The organism is Nocardia sp. NPDC004582, assembly GCF_053602115.1.
Map to the genome: position 1 here is coordinate 1 of NZ_JBSGCY010000139.1, position 16850 is coordinate 16850.

At 69.3% G+C, this 16850-nt stretch carries 16 protein-coding genes; 7 read left to right on the top strand and 9 right to left on the bottom strand.

Features of this window, described 5'->3' with window-relative positions:
• Positions 1–161 precede the first annotated feature (161 nt).
• Both ACWELJ_RS27990 and ACWELJ_RS27995 read left to right on the top strand, forming a co-directional pair.
• On the top strand, positions 162–584 hold the full coding sequence (locus ACWELJ_RS27990) for a cupin domain-containing protein (protein ID WP_452369118.1): 423 nt from the start codon (positions 162–164) through the stop codon (positions 582–584).
• A gap of 14 nt (positions 585–598) precedes the next feature.
• The gene (locus tag ACWELJ_RS27995; RefSeq protein ID WP_452369119.1) at positions 599–1030 is read left to right on the top strand and encodes a GNAT family N-acetyltransferase; all 432 of its coding nucleotides are present in this window, start codon (positions 599–601) and stop codon (positions 1028–1030) included.
• 1 nt (position 1031) lies between these two features.
• Here the strand turns inward: ACWELJ_RS27995 and ACWELJ_RS28000 are convergent, their stop codons facing one another.
• Positions 1032–1436, bottom strand: a complete 405-nt coding sequence (locus tag ACWELJ_RS28000; protein WP_452369120.1) for an SdpI family protein — start codon at positions 1434–1436, stop codon at positions 1032–1034.
• A gap of 259 nt (positions 1437–1695) precedes the next feature.
• On the opposite strand from ACWELJ_RS28000, the gene leuS reads away from it, so the two are divergent.
• Complete coding sequence (leuS, locus tag ACWELJ_RS28005) at positions 1696–4569, top strand: leucine--tRNA ligase (protein WP_452369121.1); 2874 nt, start codon at positions 1696–1698, stop codon at positions 4567–4569.
• A 104-nt stretch (positions 4570–4673) separates the two neighbouring features.
• Here leuS and ACWELJ_RS28010 read toward each other — a convergent pair whose 3' ends face one another.
• From ACWELJ_RS28010 to ACWELJ_RS28020, 3 genes are all read right to left on the bottom strand, one after another.
• Positions 4674–5459, bottom strand: a complete 786-nt coding sequence (locus tag ACWELJ_RS28010; protein ID WP_452369122.1) for a polysaccharide deacetylase family protein — start codon at positions 5457–5459, stop codon at positions 4674–4676.
• A 54-nt stretch (positions 5460–5513) separates the two neighbouring features.
• Complete coding sequence (locus ACWELJ_RS28015) at positions 5514–6314, bottom strand: polysaccharide deacetylase family protein (RefSeq protein WP_452369123.1); 801 nt, start codon at positions 6312–6314, stop codon at positions 5514–5516.
• Positions 6315–6399: 85 nt separating this feature from the next.
• Positions 6400–7104 carry an SDR family oxidoreductase gene (locus tag ACWELJ_RS28020; RefSeq protein ID WP_452369124.1) on the bottom strand — a complete coding sequence of 235 codons (705 nt, stop codon included), beginning with the start codon at positions 7102–7104 and terminating at the stop codon, positions 6400–6402.
• Positions 7105–7330: 226 nt separating this feature from the next.
• Here ACWELJ_RS28020 and ggh point away from each other — a divergent pair, with 226 nt between their 5' ends.
• Together ggh and ACWELJ_RS28030 are read left to right on the top strand one after the other, a co-directional pair.
• Positions 7331–8671: a glucosylglycerate hydrolase gene (ggh, locus tag ACWELJ_RS28025; protein ID WP_452369125.1), complete on the top strand. Its 1341-nt coding sequence runs from the start codon at positions 7331–7333 to the stop codon at positions 8669–8671.
• A gap of 141 nt (positions 8672–8812) precedes the next feature.
• Positions 8813–9487, top strand: coding sequence for a glycoside hydrolase family 25 protein (locus ACWELJ_RS28030; RefSeq protein WP_452369126.1), 675 nt, complete (start codon positions 8813–8815; stop codon positions 9485–9487).
• Positions 9488–9528: 41 nt separating this feature from the next.
• Here ACWELJ_RS28030 and ACWELJ_RS28035 read toward each other — a convergent pair whose 3' ends face one another.
• From ACWELJ_RS28035 to ACWELJ_RS28045, 3 genes are all read right to left on the bottom strand, one after another.
• A complete protein-coding gene (locus tag ACWELJ_RS28035) occupies positions 9529–10254 on the bottom strand; it encodes an amino acid ABC transporter ATP-binding protein (protein ID WP_452369127.1) in 726 nt (241 codons plus the stop codon).
• Positions 10251–12080: an ABC transporter substrate-binding protein/permease gene (locus tag ACWELJ_RS28040; protein WP_452369128.1), complete on the bottom strand. Its 1830-nt coding sequence runs from the start codon at positions 12078–12080 to the stop codon at positions 10251–10253. Before ACWELJ_RS28040 ends, ACWELJ_RS28035 begins: the two co-directional genes overlap by 4 nt.
• Before the next feature lie 68 nt (positions 12081–12148).
• The gene (locus ACWELJ_RS28045; RefSeq protein WP_452369129.1) at positions 12149–12937 is read right to left on the bottom strand and encodes an LLM class F420-dependent oxidoreductase; all 789 of its coding nucleotides are present in this window, start codon (positions 12935–12937) and stop codon (positions 12149–12151) included.
• A 148-nt stretch (positions 12938–13085) separates the two neighbouring features.
• Between ACWELJ_RS28045 and ACWELJ_RS28050 the strand changes: the two genes are divergently transcribed.
• On the top strand, positions 13086–14156 hold the full coding sequence (locus ACWELJ_RS28050) for an ABC transporter ATP-binding protein (RefSeq protein ID WP_452369130.1): 1071 nt from the start codon (positions 13086–13088) through the stop codon (positions 14154–14156).
• A gap of 49 nt (positions 14157–14205) precedes the next feature.
• Here the strand turns inward: ACWELJ_RS28050 and ACWELJ_RS28055 are convergent, their stop codons facing one another.
• Entirely contained in the window at positions 14206–14706 is a 501-nt protein-coding gene (locus tag ACWELJ_RS28055; protein ID WP_452369131.1) for a winged helix-turn-helix transcriptional regulator, read from the bottom strand.
• 98 nt (positions 14707–14804) lie between these two features.
• On the opposite strand from ACWELJ_RS28055, the gene ACWELJ_RS28060 reads away from it, so the two are divergent.
• Positions 14805–15974 (top strand): thiolase family protein, encoded by a 1170-nt coding sequence (locus ACWELJ_RS28060; RefSeq protein ID WP_452369132.1) that lies wholly within the window; start codon positions 14805–14807, stop codon positions 15972–15974.
• An 86-nt stretch (positions 15975–16060) separates the two neighbouring features.
• On the opposite strand, the gene ACWELJ_RS28065 is transcribed toward ACWELJ_RS28060, so the two are convergent.
• Positions 16061–16486: a hypothetical protein gene (locus ACWELJ_RS28065; RefSeq protein WP_452369133.1), complete on the bottom strand. Its 426-nt coding sequence runs from the start codon at positions 16484–16486 to the stop codon at positions 16061–16063.
• Positions 16487–16850: the final 364 nt, after the last annotated feature.

A 16850-nucleotide genomic window follows, 5' to 3' on the forward strand; every position in this document is an offset into this window, starting at 1 on the left:
GCGGTCGGCCTGCCGGACCCGCGTCCGCGCCGCGGCCTGCGGGCCCGCCTGCTCGGCCGCGGCCGGTACTGACGCGACGGGTCGGCACTGACACGACCCGGATCGAGCTCTGACGCGGCCCGGGTCGGCACTGACGCCGGCGGGATCGGCGATGATGGATCGTGGTCTTCTCCAGGCGTGATCCGCGACACGGCTTCCGGCCCAATCCCGCACCGGCGACCGGGACGGCCAGTCGGGTGCTGTTCCGATTCGGTGTGGCGCGCTGGGAATTCGTGCTGCGCCAGACCATCCTCGAGCCGGGCGGCCGCACCGGTTGGCACTATCACGACGGAACCCTGTTCGTGCTGGTCAGCGGTGGCGTACTCGATCATCCGCGGGCGAACTGCACGCCGGTCACCGTGCGGCCGTGGCGGGTCTTCCGCGAACCGAGCGGTCCCGGGCACGCGCATCTGGCGCGCAACAGCGGCGGGCGGCCGATCATGCTGACCGTGTTCTACGTCAACCCGATGGGCAGTCCGCTCTCGCGTGGCATTCCGACCCCGCCCTGCGCGGGTGAACCCTCGGCGAGTGATCCCGCGCACTGAGGCATGCTGGGTTCATGATCGAGGTCGTCACCGTCAGCACCGAGCGGGAACTCGCGGACGCCTACGCCGTGCGGTTGAAGGTCTTCGTCGCCGAGCAGGGCGTGCCGGAGGAGATCGAGATCGACGAGCTCGACGCGGTCGCCGATCATTTCCTGGGACTGCTGGACGGCAAGCCCGCGGGGGCCGGGCGGCTGCTCGTGCGCGACGGGATCGGGATCCTCGGGCGGCTGGCCGTGCTGGCCGAGACCCGCGGCACCGGGCTCGGCGCGGCCCTGGTCCGGGCGATCGAGGAGCGGGCGCGGGCCCGCGGACTGGTCGCGATCGAACTGCATTCGCAGACGCATGCCACCGGCTTCTACGAGAAGCTTGGCTACGTGCAGTTCGGGGAGATCGGCATGGACGCGGGCATCCCGCACATCTGGATGCGGCGCTCGCTCACCGACTGAGTCAGGCGGTCTCGCAGGTGTCGCGCAGCGAGCACCCGCCGCAGGCGCTGCCGCACCCGCCGACCTTCTCCTCCGGGAACGCGTTCGCGATGGCCTTCTCCGCCGCCGCCGCGCCCGCACCCATGGTGAACAGCGCGATCACCACGGCGATCACCGCCAGCACCAGCGCCGGGACGCCCCCGGACACCAGCGCCACCGCGCCGGCCGCCGCGAGCAGCAGACCCGCCACGATGGAGGTCGGCCCGGCCACCTTGTTGGCCAGCTTGAAGGCCTCCTCGGTCTTCAGCGCCGCGTCGGAGTGCACCCCGAAATAGCGGTTGCCGGGCAGGGTGCCGGTGAGTCCGAGCACGCCCGTGACCACGGCCACAGCCGCGAGGACAAAGAGGATCAGCGCCACGAAGAACACTCGGCTCACGGTACACCGCAAGAAATTGGCCATGTCCGACCCGGCATGCGGTCCAGCCGTTGGTTCGCGGCGCGTCTCGTTCTGGACTGACTGGAGCGACGGAGCGAAGCGGAGGAGCGGAGGGAGGGAAGAACGAGACCTCCAGCGCCGCGAACCCGCCCGGAGCGAAGCGGAGGGCAAATTGGGCACAGCGGTGGGCGCGCTTTACCCTGGTGAGCGACCTTTATCGGGGATTGGCTGGACAAGCGAAGGCAGGACCGTGCAGGACACCCGTGCAACCGAAACACCCACCGCGACCGCGGCGGGGGGCGGCGACGTTCCCGCACACCGCTACAACGCCGACCTCGCCGGCCGCGTCGAGCGCAAGTGGCAGCGCAACTGGGAGGAGCGCGGCACCTTCTTCGCGCCCAACCCGGTGGGCCCGCTGGCGGCCGGCGTGCCCGCCGACAAGCTGTTCATCCAGGACATGTTCCCGTACCCGTCGGGCGCGGGCCTGCACGTCGGGCACCCGCTGGGCTACATCGCCACCGACGTGTTCGCCCGCTACCACCGCATGCACGGCCGGAATGTGCTGCACGCGCTGGGTTATGACGCCTTCGGCCTGCCCGCCGAGCAGTACGCGGTGCAGACCGGCGCGCACCCGCGCGACACCACCATGTCGAACATCGCGACCATGCAGCGGCAGCTGGACCGGCTGGGCCTGGGCCACGACCGGCGGCGTTCCTTCGCCACCACCGACCCCGAGTACTACAAGTGGACGCAGTGGATCTTCCTGCGCATCTACAACGCCTGGTACGACGAGGGCCTGAACAAGGCGCGCCCGATCTCCGAGCTGATCGCCGAATTCGATTCCGGCAAGCGGTCTCCCGCCGACGGCCGGGCCTGGGCCGACCTGTCGCCGGTCGAGCGCAACGCGGTCGTCGACACCTATCGCCTGGTGTACCAGACCGATTCGATGGTCAACTGGTGCCCGGGTCTGGGCACCGTGCTGTCCAACGAGGAGGTCACCGCCGAGGGCCGCTCCGAGCGCGGCAACTTCCCGGTGTTCCGCAAGCGCCTGTGGCAGTGGATGATGCGCATCACCGCCTACTCCGATCGTCTGGTCGACGACCTGGACGAGCTGGACTGGCCGGAGAACGTGAAGTCCATGCAGCGCAACTGGATCGGCCGCTCACGGGGCGCGCAGGTCAAGTTCGAGGCCGGCAGCGACATCATCGAGGTCTTCACCACCCGCCCCGACACCCTGTTCGGCGCCACCTACGTGGTGGTCGCGCCCGAGCACGAGCTGGTGGACCGGCTGACCGGCAGCACCTGGCCGTCGGGCACCGATGCCCGCTGGACCTTCGGCAACGCCGACACCCCGGCCGAAGCCGTTGCGGCGTACCGCAAGTCGATCGCGGCCAAGTCGGATCTGGAGCGGCAGGAGAACAAGGAGAAGACCGGCGTCTTCCTGGGCACCTACGCCACCAACCCGGTGAACGGCGCCCGCGTGCCGATCTTCATCGCCGACTACGTGCTGTCGGGCTACGGCACCGGCGCCATCATGGCCGTGCCCGGCCACGACCCGCGCGACTGGGAGTTCGCCTCCGCGTTCGGCCTGCCCATCGTGGAAGTGGTCGCCGGCGGCGACATCTCGCAGGCCGCCTACGCCGGTGACGGCACCCTGGTGAACTCCGGATACCTGGATGGCCTGGACATCGACACCGCCAAGGCCAAGGTGATCTCCCAGCTGGAGACCGACGGCCACGGCAGGGGCACCGTCCAGTACAAGCTGCGCGACTGGCTGTTCGCCCGGCAGCGCTACTGGGGCGAGCCCTTCCCGATCGTGTACGACGAGGACGGCGCGCCGCACGCGCTGCCGGAATCCATGCTGCCGGTGACGCTGCCGGAGATCGAGGACTTCGCGCCGGTCACCTTCGACCCGGACGACGCGAACTCCGAGCCGTCCCCGCCGCTGGCCAAGGCCACCGACTGGGTGCACGTGGAACTGGACCTGGGCGACGGCCCCAAGAAGTACCGCCGCGACACCAATGTCATGCCCAACTGGGCCGGCAGCTCCTGGTACCAGCTGCGCTACGCGGACCCGACCAACACCGAGGCCTTCTGCGCGCCCGAGAACGAGAAGTACTGGCTGGGCCCGCGCACCGCCGAGCACGGTCCGAAGGATCCGGGCGGCGTGGACCTGTACGTCGGCGGCGTGGAGCACGCGGTGCTGCACCTGCTGTACGCGCGGTTCTGGCAGAAGGTGCTGTTCGACCTGGGTGACGTGTCCGGCTTCGAGCCCTACCGCCGCCTGTTCAACCAGGGCTACATCCAGGGCTTCGCCTACACCGACGCGCGCGGCGCCTACGTGCCCGCCGCCGAGATCGTGGAGCGGGACGGAAAGTTCTTCTGGACCAACGCCTCCGGCACGGAGGAGGAGGTGTTCCAGGAGTACGGCAAGATCGGCAAGTCGCTGAAGAACGCCATCTCCCCCGACGAGATGTGCGACCTGTACGGCGCGGACACCTTCCGCTTCTACGAGATGTCGATGGGCCCGCTGGACACCTCGCGCCCCTGGGCCACCAAGGATGTCGTGGGCGCGCACCGCTTCCTGCAGCGCGTGTGGCGACTGACCGTGGACGAGGAGACCGGCGCGCTGAAGGTCACCGACGCCGAGCCGTCGGCCGAGGCGCTGCGCCTGCTGCACAAGACCATCGCCGGCGTCGACGACGACTACGCCAACCTGCGCGACAACACCGCGGGCGCGAAGCTGATCGAGCTGACCAACTACCTGACCAAGAACTACGGCGACGGCGCCCCCCGCACGCTGGTCGAGCCGCTGGTCCTGATGCTGGCCCCGATGTCCCCGCACGTGGCCGAGGAGCTGTGGGAACGCCTGGGCCACCACACCGCCCTGGCGCACGGCCCCTTCCCGAAGGCGGATCCCGCTCTGCTGGTGGCGGATTCGGTCGAGTACCCGATCCAGGTCAACGGCAAGGTCCGCAGCCGGGTCAGCGTCCCCGCCGACGCCGATCAGGGCGCGGTCGAGGCCGCCGCCCTGGCCGACGAGAAGATCGCGGAACTGCTGGGCGGCAAGCCGCCCCGCAAGATCATCGTGGTCCCGGGCCGGCTGGTGAACATCGTCGCCTGACGCCGAATCCCGAGAACGCGGGCCCGCGTGTGCGATACACACGCGGGCCCGCGTTTGTTCGGGGTGAGGCGAAGCCCCTGAGCGCCTCCGAGCGTCGGAGTCTCTCAGCGCGGCGGGATCAGGACGTCGTTGAGGGTGACCAGTTGCAGGTTGCGTTCGCGGACGATGTCCATGAGCTGGTCGTAGATGTGGGTGACGGTCGGGCGGTTGGCGTGGCCGATGACGATGGACTGCGCGCGGAACCACTGGCGGGCGGCGTCGAGCAGCATGCCCTCGTTGATCACCGTATTGGTGTCGCTCAGGCTGCCGTACCACATGGTCGGGACGGTGTAGCCGCAGTCCGCGGCCACGGCGTCGACGGCGGCATTGTGCCGGCCGAAGGGCGGGCGATAGTACGGCGTGGTGTCGACGCCGTACTGGTCCCAGAGGAAGTCCTTGCAGCGATTCAGCTGGCCGGCGATCGCGCCGCCGGACAGCCGGGTCAGGTCCGGGTGATCCCAGGTGTGGTTGCCGAGCTGGATCTGCCCGGAATCGACCATGGGGCGCAACGTATCCCGGTGATCGAGCCAGCCGGGGTAGTAGGCGGTGACGAAGAAGGTCAGCCGAGCACCGGTATTGCGCGCGAAATCGAGGAACCCGCCGATGGTTTCGGAGCTCGCGCCGTCATCGATGGTGAGCGCCATATGATTTCCGTCGCCCGGGAGCGCCTGGATGGTTCCCGGTCCGATCGGCGTCTTGGGCCCGAAATCCGGTGCCACGCCGGGTAGCGGCGGGATGATCCCACCCGAAGACCCGGTATCGAACGGGAACTCGGCGCGGGCCTCCCCCGCTCCCAGCAATCCGGCGACCCCACCCGCAGCCAGCAACGTCAACAGCCGACGTCTGTCCATCTCGACCTTCAATCACTCTTCCGAACGAAACTCCCGCGCCCCCCGGCGCAGCCGTCAGGCCGGTGACACCAGCACGTCGTTGAGGGTCACCAGCGAGAGGTTGCGCGCACGGATGATCTCGACCAGACGGTCGTAGCAGTGCGTCACGGCGGGGGCGTTGGCGTGGCCGATCACAATGGCCTGCGCGTTGAAGTACTTCTGCGCGCACTCGATCAGATAGTCCTCGGTGATGACACCGGAGTCGGACAGCGAGCCGTACCACATGGTGGGGACGGTGTAACCGAGATCGGCTGCCACCTTGTCGACGGTAGCATCGTGGCGGCCGAAGGGGGGCCGGAAATACGGAGTCCCGTCCACGCCGAAGTTGTTGTGCAGGAAGGTCTTCGCCTTGTTCAGCTGGGCGGCGACCTCGCTCGTGGACAGCTTGGTCAGGTCCGGGTGATCCCAGGTGTGATTGCCCAGCTGGATCTGCCCGGATTCCACCAGCGGCCGCAGCGCCGCCTTGTGCGTGGTCCACGAGTCGTAGTACGCGGTGACGAAGAACGTGAAGCGGGCCCCGGTGTCCTTGGCGAACTTCACGTAGGCCCCGACCACGTCGGGACTGGCGCCGTCGTCGACGGTGAGCGCCAGATTGCTGCCGTGTCCGGGCAGCGCGGTGATCGTGCCCGCGGGAATCGCGGACTTCTGCCCGACGGGCGGCGCGGCGATCGACCTCGGCGCCGCGGACGGCGTGGGCGTCGCGGCGGGTCCACTGATCCGCGGGGTCACCTTGGGGGTGGGGCCCTCCGAAGAGCAGCCGGTCAAGGCGGCCGCAGTGCCCGCGGCGAGCATCGCGAGCAACTGTCGTCTATCCATCGATTTCGTTATATCCATACGGCGTGAACCGGACACCAATTCTGTGCGAAATGATCGCAATTCAGTGCGGAAACTCAGGTTCCTCTCAGCGGGCGATGGGGCGCAGCACGATCTCCGTCGGATGCGCGTCGCGCGGGGTCTCCACGGCATTGCGGACCGCCCGCGCCACCGTCTCCGCGGTGAGGAACTCGTTCGGGTCGTAGTCGCGACCCTCCCCCGCGATGATCTCGCGCTGCATATCGGTGTCGATCCGCCCCGGGTGCACCGAGGTCACCCGCAGCGCCGGTTCCTCCAGCCGCAGCGCGTCACCGAAGGCGCGCAGCCCGAACTTGCTGGCCGCGTACACGCCCCAGCCCGGATTGGCCCGCAGCCCGGCGCCCGAATTGATCAGCACCACATGGCCGTTGGCGGCGCGCAGCGCGGGCAGCAACAGCCTGGTCAACTCCGCGACCGCGATCAGATTGGCTTCCAACGTATTCCGCCACTGCGCCACCGACGAATCGGCTATCGTTCCCAGGTCGGCGATCCCGGCATTGTGCACCAGGACATCCAGCCGTTCGATGCCGTCCACCGCGCGCGCAACCGCCGCGTAATCGGTGAGATCGACCGGCCATCCGGCACTGCCGGGCAGCTCGCGCAGCACCGGTTCCAGGGCCCGCTGCGTGCGCGCGCCCAGCAACAATCGGTGTGCCGGAGCCAGTTCCCGGGCAATCGCCGCCCCCAGCCCCCGGCTGGCTCCGGTGATCAACGCGGTCGGCCGGTCGGATTCGGGACTCGCGGAATTCGCCATCCGATCACCGTAACCGGCCGCGCCGATCCGGCGATGCTCCGGACGGGCACACCACCGCTAGCTGATCCATGAGAAGGCGAACGAAGTGCAATCTGGCGATCCGGAGTCGTCCACGGGCGATCCAGCGCAGTCCACTGTCCACGCGTCATCCACGATTCACCGAGCGTCGAGCCACGCCTCCTCGCCCTACCGCGCATACCTACGGGTACCGGCGCAGAATAGGGCGATGACGCACCCGGGATTCACGCCCACCCAGCTCGCGGCCCGCGCGGCCTACCTGCTGCGCGGCAACGACCTGGGCACCATGACCAGCGCCGCGCCCAAGCTGTACCCGCACATGTGGAGTTGGGACGCGGCATTCGTAGCGGTCGGTTTGGCGCCGCTCAGTGTCGAACGCGCGGCCCTGGAACTGGACACCCTGCTCTCGGCGCAGTGGCGCAACGGGATGATCCCGCACATCGTCTTCGCCAACGGGGTGGACGGCTACTTCCCCGGGCCCGCCCGGTGGGAATGCCGCCGCCTCGCCGCCGACGCGCCCGACGGGCCCGACACGTCGGGAATCACGCAGCCGCCCGTGCATGCCATTGCGGTGCAACGGATTCTGGACCACTCCCGCCGGCACGGGCGCAGCACCCGCGCGGTCGCCGAGGACTTCCTCAACCGGCGCTGGACCGACCTGATGCGCTGGCACCGCTGGCTGGCCTACGCGCGAGATCCCAAGCAGCACGGGCGAATCACGCTCTACCACGGCTGGGAATCCGGTATGGACAACTCGCCGCGCTGGGATCGCGCCTACGAGAACGTGATTCCCGGTCCGGACCTGCCGCCGTACGAGCGCGCCGACACCCAGGTGGTGGGCGATCCCACGCAACGGCCCTCCGACCGCGAGTACGACCGCTACCTGTGGCTGGTCGAGCAGATGCGTCGCGCCGGGTACGACGACTACCAGCTGGCCTCCACCATGAGCTTCGCGGTCGAGGACGTGTTCGTGACCGCCGTGTTCGCGCTGGCCTGCGATGTGCTCGCCAATATCGGCGAGGACTACAAGCAGCCGCACGCGGACGTGCGCGAACTCTACGAGTGGGCCGACTACTTCCGCGCGGGCGTCATCGCCACCACCGACGCCCGCACCGGCGTGGCCCGCGACTTCGACGTGCGCGCGGACAAATGGATCGAGACCGAGACGCTCGCGTGCTTCGCGCCGCTGCTCAGCGGCGGCCTCCCCCGCGACGCCGAGCGGCGGCTGCTGCGGCTGTTCGAGGGCCCGCGCTGGTGCGGGCACCCGGATCTGCGCTACGCGCTGCCGCCGTCGACCTCCCCGGTGGCGCGGGACTTCCGGTCCCGGGAGTACTGGCGCGGGCCGGTGTGGCCGGTGATCAGCTGGCTGTTCTCCTGGGTGTTCGCCCGTCGCGGCTGGGCCGAGCGCTCGTTCATGCTGCGCGCGGAAGGACTGCGCCAGGCCAGCGACGGCAGCTTCGCCGAGTACTACGAGCCGTTCACCGGTGAACCGCTGGGCAGCATGCAGCAGTCCTGGACCGCGGCGTCGGTGCTGGACTGGCTCGGCTGACAACCGGACCAGACCGGCTAACGATTGGCGAATTAGACAGTCGCGCCTTCACCGCTCCGGCGGCGGTTCGGCCTAGCGTTTTTGGGCATGACCGGACGCACACTGATGAAAGTGCTAACTGTCGCGGCTACAGGCATCCTCATGGCTACCCCCGCCGGAGTGGCCGCCGCCGATGTCGAGGGCCCGGACGTGGCCTCCTGGCAGCACCCCGGCGGCGGCAGCATCAACTGGTTCGGTGTGCGCGCCGCCGGATACTCCTTCGCCATGCTCAAGGCGACCGAGGGCCTGAACTACGTGAACCCGTACTTCGTGCAGGACAGCCTGTCCATGCGGGTGGCCGGGGTCGCGCGCGGCACCTACCACTTCGCGCGCCCGAACCTGCTCCCCGAAGCGCAGGCCGCGTTCTACTCGGCCCTGGTGCTGGGCCAGAACGGGCCCATGGACCTGCCGCCGGTGCTGGACCTCGAGGACTCCGGCGGGCTGCCCCCGGCCGCGCTCATCGACTGGACCCACCGCTACCTGAACACGGTGCGCGCCCTGACCGGCCGGACGCCGATCATCTACACCTATCCCCGCTTCTGGCAGACGGCCATGGCCGACACCGACCAGTTCACCCAGTACCCGCTGTGGATCGCCGACTATCGCGGCAACGACCAGCCCGAGGTGCCCGGCGGCTGGCCGCACTGGACCTTCTGGCAGACCACCGACGCCGGGCGGATCCCCGGCATCGCGGCGGGCGTCGACCTGAACATCTACAGCGGAGCCCAGGGCGACTTCGCCCGCTACGCCAACCTGCCCTTCGCGGGCAGCAGCTGACCCACTCGCCGCTGCGGTGTCAGGGTGAGCCCGGGAGCCGGTCACAGCACCTGGGACAGGAACTGGCGCAGCCGAGGGGTTTCCGCGTTCTCGAACAGCGCCTCGGGAGTGCCGGTTTCGACCACCTGGCCGTGGTCCATGAACACGACCCGGTCCGAAACCGAACGCGCGAAGCTCATCTCGTGGGTGACCACGATCATCGACATGCCGCCGCTCGCCAGCTCCGACATGAGCGCGAGCACACCCTTGACCAGCTCCGGGTCCAGCGCCGAGGTGGCCTCGTCGAAGAACATGATGTCCGGCTTCATGGCCAGGGCCCGAGCGATGGCGACGCGCTGCTGCTGACCGCCCGACAACGAACCGGGCCGGGCGTCCGCCTTCCCCGCCAGCCCGACCGCCTCCAGCTGCTGCACCGCCAGCGTCCGCGCCTGCTCCTTGGACAGGCCGTGCAGTTTGCGCGGACCCAGCGCCACATTGTCGGCGACCGTCCGGTGCGGAAACAGGTTGAAGTGCTGGAACACCATGCCGATCCGCTGCCGCAGCCGGTCCGGGTTCTCGCCCAGCACCGACGCGCCGTTGAGCAGGATGTCGCCGGCGTCGGGTTCGTGTAGCCGGTTGAGCACCCGCAGCAGCGTCGACTTGCCGGACCCGGATGGGCCGATCACGGTGGTGGTCTTGCCCGCGTCCACCTGCACGTCGACGCCGCGCAGAATCTCGGTGCGGCCCAGCGTCAATCGCAGGCCGGTGCCGGTCAGGGAGGCACTCATGCTCCACGCCCTTCGGTGATGACGGCCTGTTCGACGGGGTCGGCGGGATCGCCGCCACCGCCCGGGCGGCCGTCGCGCATGCGCTTGTCGATGTAGTTGACCAGGTGCGTGAGCGGCACCGTCAGCAGCAGATACACCAGGCCCGCCGCCACCAGCGGCGACAGATTCCCGGTCTGCGCGTTGAGATCCCGGCCCACCGCGAACAGTTCGCGCTGGGTGGCCAGCAGGCCCAGGAAGTAGATGAGCGAGGAATCCTTGATCAGCGCGATGAACTGGTTCATCAGCGCGGGCAGCACCCGGCGCACGCCCTGCGGGATCACCACCAGCGTCATGGCCTGCCGGTAGCCGAATCCGATGGCGCGGGCCGCCTCCAGCTGCCCGGCCTCCACCGACTGGATGCCGGACCGGAAGATCTCACCGATGTAGGCCGAGGCCAGTAGTGCCAGCGCCACCGCGCCCAGCCAGTACGGGTTGTTGCCGGTGATGTTCTTGACCACCGGGCCCACGCCCAGGCCGATGATGAGGATGATCACCACCGCGGGCAGGCCGCGGAAGATATCGGTGTAAACCCGTGCGGGCCAGCGCAACCAGCGGGTGCGGGAGATACCGGCCACCGCGAGAAGCATGCCGATCACGGTGCCCAGCACGCCCGAGACCAGCGCCAGGATCAGGGTGTTGGGCAGACCGGTCCTGATCAGGTCCGGGAAGGCCTTGCGGTACAGCGACCAGTCGAAGAAGGTGTCCTTCAACTGCCGCAGTGTGGATTTGGGCTGGGCCGTCGCGCCGGTCTTATCGCCGGCGTGCTCGGCCGCGATCGTGGCGAAGTCCGGCATGGCCGGGGCGGCAACGGCTTTCGAACCCGGCTTCCAGCCCGGTGGCAGTTCTCGCGGCACCCAGTCCTCGTACAGCTTGGCGTAGGTGCCGTCGGCGATGACCGCGTCCAGGCCCGCGTTGAGGGCGTCGATGAGCGGCTGGTTGTCCTTGCGCACCGCGTAGCCGACGAAGTTGTTGAGGCTGAAGGTGTTCTGCGTGATCGTGGTCGGGTCGCCCGGCTTGATCGCGCCCACCGCCTGCGCCGACGGGGCCACCCAGGCGTCGATCTGCCCGGTCTTCAGATTCGCGTAGGCGGTGTTGTAATCCGGGAACTTCACCGGGTCCAGGTGCAGCTCGTTGACCACGAACTCGTCCTGCACGGTGCCCTGGACGACGCCGATCCGGTTGCCGCGGTGCAGATCCGAGAATCCCTTGATGCCGCTGCCGTTCGGCACCACCAGCGAGAAGTAGCCGAAGTCGTAGCCGTTGGTGAAGCCGACCAGGCGGCGGCGGGCGTCGGTGGTGGTGATGTTCGAGGAGCCGACATCGAAGCGGCCGTTGGCGACCTGGGCCAGCAGGCCCGAGAACTCGGTGCCGGTGAACTCCACCTGCAGGCCGAGTTTCGCGCCGATCGCGCGCAGCAGCTCGTTGTCCATGCCGGTGAACACGCCCTTGGAGTTCAGGCAGATGCTCGGCGGGGCGTCGGAAAGCGTGCCGACGCTCAGCTTGCCGGGCGTGATGAGGCCCAGCTTGCCGACGTCGATCTTGTCCAGCGGCGTGGTGGTCGCGGTGGTGAACCGGTCCGCGGCCGGATTCTGCTGCCCCGAGGCCAGGTTGCCCGGGGCGGCGCTCGCCGCGGAAAGACCGGGCGGCGAACACAGGTCGGTGTCCGCGGCGGCCCCGCCCGCGCCGACCGTGAGGGTGCCGAGCAGGCCGACCAGCAAAACAGCCGCGAGTGCCGTGATGCGGGCCGGCCGCCGACGTGGCGGCGCGACCGAGCGCAAGGAAACCATGGCAAATCACCCTAGTGCGAGTGACCTGCTATTCCAGAGTTACCCGTACCCCGATTCCGGGGGGGAATTCAGGCCGCGCCGGTCGCCTGATTGCGGCGATCCCGCCAGGCCACGGCCTCCAGGATGCGGCTCATGTCGTAGTCCGGACCACCGGAACTCACCGTGAACAAGCTCACCCCGGCGTCCGCGTACGCCTCGACCTCGGCGAGCCCCGGCCAGGCCACCGACTTCTCGATCGCGGCGGCGTCGGTGCCGACCTCGGCGCAGTGCTCGCCCAGGATGCCGGTCTTGCGCCGCAGCACGTCGAGTTCGGAGAAGCTGTGCCAGATGTCCGCGTACTGGGCGACCAGCCGCAGCGTCTTCCGCTCCCCGCCGCCGCCGATCAGGATGGGGATTTCGCGCACCGGCTGCGGATTGAGCTTGGCCAGCCGATCGGTGATGCGGGCCATCGACTCCTTGAACAGCGCGAGACGGCTTCCCGCCGTGCCGAATTCGTATCCGTACTGGTCGTAGTCCTTCTCGAACCAGCCCGCGCCGACGCCGAGCACCAATCGCCCGTTGCTGATGTGGTCCACGGTGCGCGCCATATCGGCCAGCAGGTCCGGATTGCGGTAGCCGCCGCCGGTGACCAGCGCGCCGAGCTCCACCCGCTCGGTCTGCTCGGCGATCGCGCCCAGCATGGTCCAGCACTCGAAATGCGCGCCTTCGGGATCGCCGTACAACGGATAGAAATGATCCCAGTTGAAGACGATGTCCACCCCCGCGTCCTCACAGCGCCGCACCGCGTCCCGGATCAACCCGTAGTCGGGCGCGTGCTGCGGCTGTAGCTGTACGCCGATACGAACAGGTCGGCTCATGATGTGCTCCTCGTCGACGGTCGGAGATCCGTTCCGAGGCTACCGGGGTCCACCGGATCACGGCGGCCTACGATCGTGCCCGGAACCTGACCACCCCTCTACTACGGATCGTCCGGCACGTTCCTGCCGGTGAAGGGAAGTATCGACCGTGGCAACGGTGACTTTCGACCAGGCCACCCGGCTGTACCCCGGCTCGGGCAAGCCCGCCGTCGACGCGTTGAACCTGGAGATCGCCGACGGCGAGTTCCTGGTCCTCGTCGGCCCGTCGGGTTGCGGCAAATCCACCTCGCTGCGCATGCTCGCGGGGCTCGAGGAGGTGAGCGACGGCCGAATCCTGATCGGGGACTCCGACGTCACGCACGCCGAGCCCAAGGAACGCGATATCGCCATGGTGTTCCAGAACTACGCGCTGTACCCGCACATGAGCGTGGCCGAGAACATGGGCTTCGCGCTGAAGATGGCCAAGGTGTCCAAGGAGGAGCGGCAGCAGCGGGTGCTCGAGGCCGCCAAGCTGCTCGATCTCGAGCCCTATCTGGACCGCAAGCCCAAGGCGCTGTCCGGCGGTCAGCGCCAGCGCGTCGCCATGGGCCGCGCCATCGTGCGCTCGCCGCAGGTGTTCCTGATGGACGAGCCGCTGTCGAACCTGGACGCCAAGCTGCGGGTGCAGACCCGTACCCAGATCGCGCAGTTGCAGCGCCGGCTCGGCACCACCACCGTCTACGTCACCCACGACCAGGTCGAGGCCATGACCATGGGCGACCGGGTGGCGGTGCTCAAGGACGGGCTGCTGCAGCAGTGCGCGTCCCCGCGCGACCTGTACCGGGATCCGGCCAACCTGTTCGTCGCGGGCTTCATGGGCTCGCCCGCCATGAACCTGTTCACACTGCCGGTGGGCAACGGTTCGGTGACGCTGGGCGGCTGCCCGCTACCGCTGCCGCGGTCGGTGGCGGCGGCCACCGGGGAGCGGGTGGTGGTCGGCGTCCGGCCCGAGCACCTGGACATCGTCGGCACCGGCGCGGGCATCGCCATGGAGGTGGACGTGGTCGAGGAGCTGGGCTCCGACGCCTACATCTACGGCCGCACCTTCGGTGAAGGGGAATCCATTGTGGCGCGCGCGGATTGGCGCAACCCGCCGACCAAGGGCGCGCAGCTCTCGCTGGTCGCGGACCCCGCGCACACCTACTTCTTCCACCCGGAGGACGGCCGCCGGCTGGGCTGACGGGCCAGGTTCGCGCTGACCGGTCGGATTCGCGCCGACGGGCCGCGTCTCAGGAATGGCGGCGGGCTTTCCGCCGCCATTCCTCGTTCACCCGGATGCGCAGGTTCTCCAGCGGGACCTCGTTGCCCGAGGCGCTGCGCAGTTCCGCGCGGACCGGCTCACCGCTGGAGTCCTCCAGCCGTTCCAGCGGCGCGGGTCCGTCCTGCAGGTACTTGTCGCCCCACTGCCACAACGCGACCACGGCGGGCAGCAGGTCCCGCCCCATCTGGGTGAGCACGTATTCGTTGCGGGTGCGCTTGCCCTCCTCCTGGTAGGGCCGCTTCGCCAGCAGTCCGGCGTCGACGAGTTTGCGTAGCGCGCTGGAGGCCGCCGCGTCGGTGATCCCCACCCGCGCCGCGAAGCCGTCGAACCGCGTGGTGCCGTAGTACGCCTCGCGCAGGATGAGCACGGCCGAGCGGGTGCCGACGATGTCCATCGCCTTGGCGATCGAGCACTCCTCGGGCTTCCACGAGCTCAGGTCGCTGAGTTTTCCTTCCAGTACTGCCGACATGGCGTACATCATACCTCGCTGACTTGCCCGTACTATTGTCAGCTCGTACCCTGACTTCAGAGACATCTAGTCAGATGCCCGCTCGGAAGGGAACGTCAATGAGAGACGCAGTCATCGTCGAAGCCGTCCGCACTCCCATCGGCAAGGGCAAGGCCACCGGCGCCCTGCACGGCGTGCACCCCGCCGACCTGCTCGCGCACAGCCTGCGAGAAGTCGTGCGGCGCTCCGAGATCGATCCGGCGCTGATCGACGATGTGATCGGCGGCGTGGTCACCCAGGTCGGCGAACAGGGCTCCAACCTGACCCGCCGCGCCGCCCTGGCCGCCGGATATCCCGAATCGGTCCCGGCCACCACGGTGGACCGGCAGTGCGGCAGCAGCCAGCAGGCCATCCACTTCGCCGCGCAGGGCGTGATCGCCGGGGCCTACGACATCGTGGTGGCCGCGGGCGTGGAATCCATGAGCCGGGTTCCCATGGGAGCCAACCTGATCGGGACCGAGGGCATCGCCGGGGTCGGCTTCGCCGAACGCTATCCCGAGGGCCTGGTACCGCAGGGCATCAGCGCCGAACTCATCGCGGCGAAATGGGGCCTGACCCGCACCCAGCTCGACGAATTCGCCCTCGCCAGCCACGAGAAGGCCGCCGCCGCAACCAAGAACGGGGCCTTCGAGGCCCAGCTGTCGCCCTTCGACGGACTCGCCGAGGACGAGGGCATCCGCCTGGGCAGCACGCTCGAGACCCTGGCCGCACTGCGCCCCGCCTACTACAGCGAGGAGATGGCGGCCCGGTTCCCGCAGATCGGCTGGAACATCACCGCCGCCAACGCCAGCCAGATCAACGACGGCAGCGCCGCCACCCTCATCATGACCAGCGAACGCGCCGCCCAGCTGGGCCTGCGTCCGCTGGCCCGGGTACACAGCTTCGCCGTCGCCGGAGACGACCCGCTGCTCATGCTCACCGCGGTCATCCCCGCGACCCGGAAGGTGTTGCAGCGCTCCGGACTCGACCTCGGCGACATCGACCTGTTCGAGGTCAACGAGGCCTTCTCCTCCGTCGTCCTGGCCTGGGCCCGGGAGACCGGAGCCGACCTGTCCAAGGTCAACGTGAACGGCGGCGCCATCGCCCTGGGCCACCCCCTGGGCGCCTCCGGAGCCCGCCTGGCCACCACCCTCGTCCACGCCATGCACGACCGCGGCGCCCGCTACGGCCTGCAGACCATGTGCGAGGCGGGCGGCCTGGCCAACGCCACCATCTACGAACGCCTCTGAAACCGAAGGCCGCCCCGGAAATCACCGGGGCGGAGACCAACGGCCGCCACCCGCCGGCCTGCCCGCGCGCGAGCCGAGCGGCGCCCTCAGCCGATGGCCGTGGCCACCAGGACATGCCCCGCACCGCCCGCGATCACGATCACCGGCAACGCGATGGCCGCCCAGATCCAGGCGCGGCGACCGGTCATGGCCGCCACCGAGGTGAGGACCATGGCGCCCACCAGGGCCAGGAACATGCCGCCTCCACCGATCAGCAAGCCCCACAGGGCCGATGCGGGCGGGCGGATGACGATGCACTGGACGGAGAAGTCCCGCTTCGCCGTACACCGGTTGTGGACCAGGTCGAACAGCTTCGCGAACAGGTCGTAGGCCCACCCGAACGCCGCGAGCACCCCGAGCAGGTACAGACCGGCCGATATCGCGATATCCCGGCGGTCCAACGGCTTCCGCTCCGATCCGGGAGCCTGGGCCGCCGCCACCTCGACCTCCGACGGCCGCAGCGGCGCCGGCATGGTCCGATCGTCGGACTGCGCGCCCGCTGGCTGCCACGACTCGGGCGGCATCTCGGCGTTCGCCGCCGGTCCGGACGCGCTGGGCGGCTGTGCGTAATTCGGGCCCGGATTCCATTGTGACTGTTGTTGCGGCCCAGGGGGTCTCCCGGGCGCCCCCGGCTGACCGGGACCGGCGGCCGGGGCAGATTGCGGGCGCGAGGACATGCCGACCGGGGCGGCCGATCGCGGGGGGACACCGACGCTTCCGGGAGCCTGTGGGGGCACCCGGGGCGGCGGGGTCTGGCGGCCGGCCTTGGGCCAGGGTGGCCGCCCGCTTGGCCAGCACCACCGGGCTGTGCAGCGGGGCCACCACCATGGCGGTGCC